This is a genomic window from Oceanobacillus caeni (genome assembly GCF_042678465.1).
Taxonomy (GTDB): Bacteria; Bacillota; Bacilli; order Bacillales; family Amphibacillaceae; genus Oceanobacillus; species Oceanobacillus caeni.
This window is the reverse complement of record NZ_JBHTKV010000021.1, coordinates 39361-45732: the sequence shown is the minus strand read 5'-3', so window position 1 is coordinate 45732 and position 6372 is coordinate 39361. Positions and strand designations below refer to the sequence as shown.

5 protein-coding genes and 1 pseudogene are annotated in these 6372 nt (G+C 35.8%); 5 read left to right on the top strand and 1 reads right to left on the bottom strand.

Annotated elements, in window-relative coordinates; all coding sequences use genetic code 11:
* Positions 1-374: 374 nt before the first annotated feature.
* The 4 genes and pseudogenes from ACFQ18_RS13895 to ACFQ18_RS13880 all read left to right on the top strand — a co-directional run.
* Positions 375-641: pseudogene (locus ACFQ18_RS13895) on the top strand (VOC family protein); the annotation flags it as partial.
* A 317-nt stretch (positions 642-958) separates the two neighbouring features.
* On the top strand, positions 959-1528 hold the full coding sequence (locus tag ACFQ18_RS13890; RefSeq protein WP_204798626.1) for a dihydrofolate reductase family protein: 570 nt from the start codon (positions 959-961) through the stop codon (positions 1526-1528).
* Positions 1529-1957: 429 nt separating this feature from the next.
* A complete protein-coding gene (locus ACFQ18_RS13885) occupies positions 1958-2131 on the top strand; it encodes a CatA-like O-acetyltransferase (RefSeq protein ID WP_204798632.1) in 174 nt (57 codons plus the stop codon).
* Between the two features lie 32 nt (positions 2132-2163).
* Positions 2164-2943 carry an alpha/beta fold hydrolase gene (locus ACFQ18_RS13880; RefSeq protein WP_204798625.1) on the top strand — a complete coding sequence of 260 codons (780 nt, stop codon included), beginning with the start codon at positions 2164-2166 and terminating at the stop codon, positions 2941-2943.
* 288 nt (positions 2944-3231) lie between these two features.
* On the opposite strand, the gene ACFQ18_RS13875 is transcribed toward ACFQ18_RS13880, so the two are convergent.
* On the bottom strand, positions 3232-3933 hold the full coding sequence (locus ACFQ18_RS13875) for a DUF2161 domain-containing phosphodiesterase (RefSeq protein ID WP_379566586.1): 702 nt from the start codon (positions 3931-3933) through the stop codon (positions 3232-3234).
* 174 nt (positions 3934-4107) lie between these two features.
* Here ACFQ18_RS13875 and ACFQ18_RS13870 point away from each other — a divergent pair, with 174 nt between their 5' ends.
* A complete protein-coding gene (locus ACFQ18_RS13870) occupies positions 4108-6369 on the top strand; it encodes an ATP-dependent DNA helicase (protein ID WP_204798624.1) in 2262 nt (753 codons plus the stop codon).
* The last annotated feature ends 3 nt before the right edge of the window (positions 6370-6372 follow it).

Sequence of the window (6372 nt, the reverse complement as noted above, 5' to 3'; positions counted from 1 at the left end):
CTATCTAATTCTATATATAAGATTATCAAATGAATAGGACACTTTCTAAAATTGTCTACTTTATAGATACAATATCATTCTGAAGTTGATACGGCGAAGGAAGGTGCACAAGCAAGTGGAACGCCTTTTATCAGCTTCTTCACGCCACCAGAAATTATAGAGATGGCTCGCAAGGCCGGTTTACAAGAAGTCCGATATGTATCTTCAACTGATCTTAATGAGCGCTACTTCACCAATCGCACCGATGGTCTTCATTTACCAAATGGAGAGGAATTTTTAGTGGCAACTACTTAACAATCCGGCGCAATAACAGAATAAACATTGCGTCCTTCCTGAGAAATCGAGCCATATAGTTTAATAAATGTTTTGGGGTGATGCAGTTGTTTGTAAAGGGACTAAATCATTTATTGTTTTCTGTTTCCGATTTAGAACAATCCATAAAATTTTACCAAGATGTCTTTGGTGCAAAATTGCTGGTTAAGGGGAGAAGTACTGCCTATTTTGATTTGAATGGAATGTGGTTGGCGCTTAATTTAGAGAAAGATATTCCCCGTAATGAAATAAACCAGTCATATACTCATGTTGCTTTTACGATAGAAGATACCGAGTTTTATAATTCATATGATAAATTGGAGAAATTAATACCAAAAACAACCATCGAAAATATAAACCGGTAAGCCGTTTGCACCTAACTATAATTAAAGCCGATGAACTTCATATTCTTTAGTTCAACGGCTTTCTTTATCCTTTTGAGAATTCCAGTGTTAGGTATGTAGGTTTTAGGTGGATTAATAATAGTTATTTATTTAAATGATGAAAAGATATTCCTATAAATAAAGATGCGAAATTTTACCCCTTTGGATTCTGCTTTGTCCATAGGGGGGGTTATGGTTACAATAAAAGTAAGTATTGTTCCATTAACGGGCCATATTCTTGAACGATTAAAGGAGGAAAAATAATGTCCAATGAAGTAGGATCAAGAAAAATAATTTTAGATTTAGCGGTTACTCTAGACGGATTTATTGAAGGAAAAAATGGTGAAGTTGATTGGTGTATAATGGATCCCGAAATGGGGTTTACTAATTTTCTAAATCAAATCGATACAATTTTGTACGGAAGAAAAAGTTACGATTTATGGGGGCAATATACTCCAACAACCGGGGCTCCTGATGACGAAAAGGAAATGTGGGAATTGGTTCACAGCAAGGCAAAATATGTGTTTTCCAGAACGCAAAAAGGGTCAGACAATAAAGCAATATTTGTAAATGAAAATATTCTCGAAGAAGTAAATAAATTAAAGAATAATCCCGGTAAAGATATATGGTTATACGGTGGTTCAAGCCTCATCACGACTTTTATCGATTTAGGGCTCGTTGATGAGTTCAGATTATCTGTTCACCCTGTGGTATTAGGAGAAGGAAGACCGCTATTTATTGATATAAAACAAAGATTGAATTTAAATTTGATGAATACAAGAATTTTTTCCTCCGGCGTTGTTCAACTAATTTATCATTTAAACAGAAATTAAATTTTACAATCCAAAGTTAAAATATAATTTGGGAATACTCGACTACAAATTACACTACTACGACAAAAAGGAGTATTACTTAATAAGCAATTGCGTCCATACCGCATAAACGGTCATTTTATGGAGTATCAGGAGGGGATTTAAATCGATAATAAAAAGCTGACACAATTTACATTAGTAGATGTGTCCGGATACAATAATGCAATTGTATCTATTCCAATGTTTATAAATCCGTTTTATGAGTACGATTCGGAAGACTAGTTAACATGTAAGTTTTTAATCAACAAACTGACCATATTATGGTATTAACTTTGTGTTAAAATATTGAAAAAGGCGATATAGTTGTCATATCATACAACTCGAAAACATTTACTGTCAGAAATGTCGAAAATGCCAGCTCCTAAACATAATAATACATAACCCCTCGAAATAAATAACGTATTTAGGGAGAAAACTCAATGGGAGCGTAAAGAATATTTTAATCAACAAACCTCTTTTAGTATTACGAGAGATATTGATATTAGTTTGTTTAGAGAGGATATCAAACGTCAGGGATATAATTTTTATCCAGCATTGATTTATATAATTACGCGATCGGTGTGAATGTACGTCATTGATAAAAAGAGGTGAACGGATTGGATTTGCATTATCAGGAATATGGTGATAAAGAAGCTTTACTTATTGTATTTTTACATGGTGGAGGAGTAAGTAGCTGGATATGGGATAAACAGGTTCAATACCTAACTAATTATCATTGCGTGACTGTTGATTTACCTGAACAGGGACAAAATGCGCAAAAGGGTGAGTTCTCAATTGAACACAGTGCATATAGGATCCTTGAATTGATTAATGAAATAGCAAACGGGAAAAGTGTTACGGTTATCGGTTTTTCTCTAGGGGCGCAAGTTCTTGTTCAAATGTTAAGTTATAGATCGGATTTAATTAATTATGCAATCATAAATAGTGCCCTAGTGAAGCCAAGTAGACTCGGGGAAAAAGTAATTAGCCCTTTAATTCGTTTAACATACCCATTGATTAAAAATAGGACCTTTTCAAAACTTCAAGCGAAAACACTCTTTATCGGTGAGGAATACTTTGAAAGATACTATAACGAAAGTTGCAAGATGGAACGAAATACCCTTGTTAGGATATTAAAAGAAAATATGTCATTTGAAATACCTGTTGGGTTTAGCGAAGCGAAGGTAAAAATACTAGTGACTGTGGGAGAAAAGGAAAAATCTATTATGAAAAAGTCAGCTTCTGAAATCGTTAATTGTAATAAAAATTGCACAGGTGTGATTATTTCCGGAATCGGTCATGGTCTGCCATTGTCAAAACCAGATATATTTAATCAAATTATTGAAAAATGGGTAAATGGTGGGAAAGTGCCGGAAGAATATAAGGCGATAAAATGAAAGTTGACTATACCGCAACCGGCGGGATTCTTAAATATCAAAAGTGGAAAATGATCAAACTTTTTTTAAAAAATTGAACAATATTTTACAAAGAAAGAATCCATTTTGATCCATCTTTTTTCCAAATGGATTCTTCCTGTTTTACGGTAATATAAGGGCTTGTGAGGTATTTTTGATTAAACTTTATTTCAAAGCAACTTTATCCCTTTTTAATGAGCCAGTCTATCAAGGTATGTAGGTTTAGTCCCTCATTTCACTAGTATTGTATCGAAGCGATCAATCTGTCAGCTATTTACGGTAATACTCCACCAGCTTAGGGTATTGCTTTAATTCCTTTTTTCCCTTTTCACTCAGTACATAAATTCCCCGTTTAACTCGAACAAACCAACCATAATAGTTTTTACTTAGTATCGATTGTGTTTTCTTGCCTGTTCCCATTTGCGATAACTGCTTAGGGGATAGTTCCCCGTATTCTTCCAGGTAACTAGCGATTTGGATGCAGTTTTCCCGGTAAGCAGTCATAATCTGTTTTCTGCTAGAACCACCAATATTATAATCCGCACTTCGACCATTTATTTCTTTTATGATTGCTTGTCTAAGGTATTTGGTTTTCCCCATGCTAATCGGACGGTGAAAAGGTGTTGGCTCTATGATGATTTCCACTCGTTTTTGCTTTTCCGTAAATGAAACGAGAATTAACCCTAACTCTAATCTTCGTATGAGGTGACACGTGTCTCGCCATTTTTTGGAACGAGGGTTGTGTTTTTTTGGTTTCGGTATAGCCACATATACATGCTCAGACACCCGTTGTCGTTTCGTTGCTTGAATAAGCAGGTCTACGCTTAAGTTTAGTTTTAATTCCACAAGGATGAGTAGGTCGTCTTTAATGACCGCCATATCACAATCTTTAACTTCCCCGTACACTTCGTATCCTTTTCGCTTAAAATACTTGTTAATTGGTTCATACAAATCCATCTCTTTCATTTTCACTTTTTCCAATGATAGCACCGTCCAGTTTTGAAATACTAGATTTAATTTTATCATATTTAACGATATTTTCCCTACAAGCTGTGGAGGCTGATTCTATTTTATGATCCGTTTAATCTGTCCAAACCAATCCAATATCTGATAAACTAATGTTAATGAATAATTTTAGGTGATAGGATGACAAATGTAGTAAGAATCTCAGTAAGAAATTTAGTAGAATACGTGTATCGAAGCGGGAGCATTGAGTCTGGATTCCGTACTGCAACAACGATGACAGAAGGAACAAGAATCCATCAATTCATCCAAAAAGGCTATCGTGCACAAGATGAGAAGGAAGTTTTTATAGAAACAGAAATTCCTGTTGAAGACTTCGTTGTTCGGGTGGATGGACGATGTGATGGATTGCTTAAAGATGGAGATTCTATAACAATTGATGAAATAAAGTCCACTGTGCATGCCTTGGATGAGATTCAGGAAAATACACATCCAGTGCATTGGGCCCAGGCTATTTTTTATGGGTATATTTATGCCGGAAACCATGATTTATCAAAGGTGACGATTCAGCTTACTTATGTACAAGCAAAATCGCTTGAACAAAAGCAATTTCGGCGTGTTATGACGTATCAAGAAATGGAATCCTTCGTTTATGAAGTTACCCGGAAATATGCGGATTTTTTAAAAGTGAAAATAAAACATAAAATAGCGAGAAATAAGTCAAGTAAAGCACTGGAATTCCCGTTTGAAACTTACCGGGAAGGTCAACGAAAGCTTGCTGGTGCAGTATATAAAACCATTGTAGATAAAAAAACGTTATTCGCGAGTGCTTCCACTGGGATTGGTAAAACAATTTCTACTATTTTTCCTGCTGTCAAAGCAATTGGAGAAGGAAAACTAGAGAAGATATTTTATTTAACTGCAAAAACGATCACAAGAACAGCCGCAGAAGAAGCATTTCGACTATTGATTGATCATGGTTTAGATATAAAGGTTCTGACCATTACCGCCAAAGATAAAATTTGTTTTCAGGAAGAAACCATTTGTACGAGTTTAGATTGCCCATTTGCAAATGGGTTTTATGACCGAATAAATGAAGCGGTTATTGATATTTTGGAAAATGAAAAGATGATGAATCGTGGCATCATTGAACTATACGCTAGAAAGCATCGGGTTTGTCCTTTTGAATTTTCGATTGAATTGGCTTATGCAGTTGATGCAGTCATTTGTGATTATAATTATATTTTTGACCCGAGGGTATCGTTGAAGCGATTAATGGAAGAACAGAAAAAGAAAACGGCCATACTAGTAGATGAGGCGCATAACCTAGTTGATCGTGCGAGGGAAATGTATTCTGCCGAAATTCATAAATCCAACTTTTTGCAGCTGAAACGAGAATTTAAAAAGACCTCCCTTGCTGCGACGGCTAAAGCTATCAATGACCACTTATTACAGGTGAAGAAGTCTGAGGAGTATTTACGGAAAGACTTAGATAAGGAGTTGGTAGAGTTACTAAAAACATTTATCATGGAGGCGGAAGTTGAGTTAATAAAGATGGATCATGAATTGTTGCTAGATACATACTTCGCCGCTCAAACCTTTGTGAAAATAGCGGAAGTTTACAATAACCAATTTGTTACTTATGTTGACGTTCAAAAGAGTGAAGTGAAACTGAAGTTATTTTGTCTAGATCCTTCAGAGCAAATTTTGAAAATGGGAAAAGGATTTAAAGCAAGGGTGTTCTTTTCCGCAACGTTATCACCTGCAGATTATTATAAAGATCTACTTGGTGGTCAATCTGATGATTATGTTATCTCCATTCCATCTCCTTTTGCGAGGGAAAACACAGAGGTTATCATTCAACCATTATCAACGAGATATCGGGATAGAGAAAAGACAATGGAACCGATGATACACTTTTTCAAAGAGTTGTTAGATAAGCAGGAAGGAAATTTCTTAATCTTCTTCCCGTCCTATCCATATATGAGAAATGCATATGAGCAATTTACCGATAACTATCCAGAGGTCTCTACGATTATTCAAGATGTGGGAATGTCGGAGGTAGAAAGGGAAGATTTTCTGGCAGAGTTTAATTCGGGGCGTGCGGAAAGGTTGATAGGCTTTGCTGTACTCGGTGGGATTTTTTCTGAGGGTGTGGACTTAAAAGATGACCGATTACAAGGTGTTATCGTAGTTGGGGTCGGAATGCCACAGATTGGTTTTGAAAGAAATATTATGAAGGACTATTTCCAATCCGTTGGAAAGAATGGCTTTGACTATGCTTATGTTTACCCTGGAATGAATAAAGTACTGCAAGCTGGCGGACGACTCATTCGTTCGGATTCCGATACTGGCGTGATCGCATTGGTTGATGACCGGTTTTTACAGAGGAAGTATCAGAAGTTGTTGCCTTATGAGTGGTTGCATTATAGGGTTGGGATGTGAAAT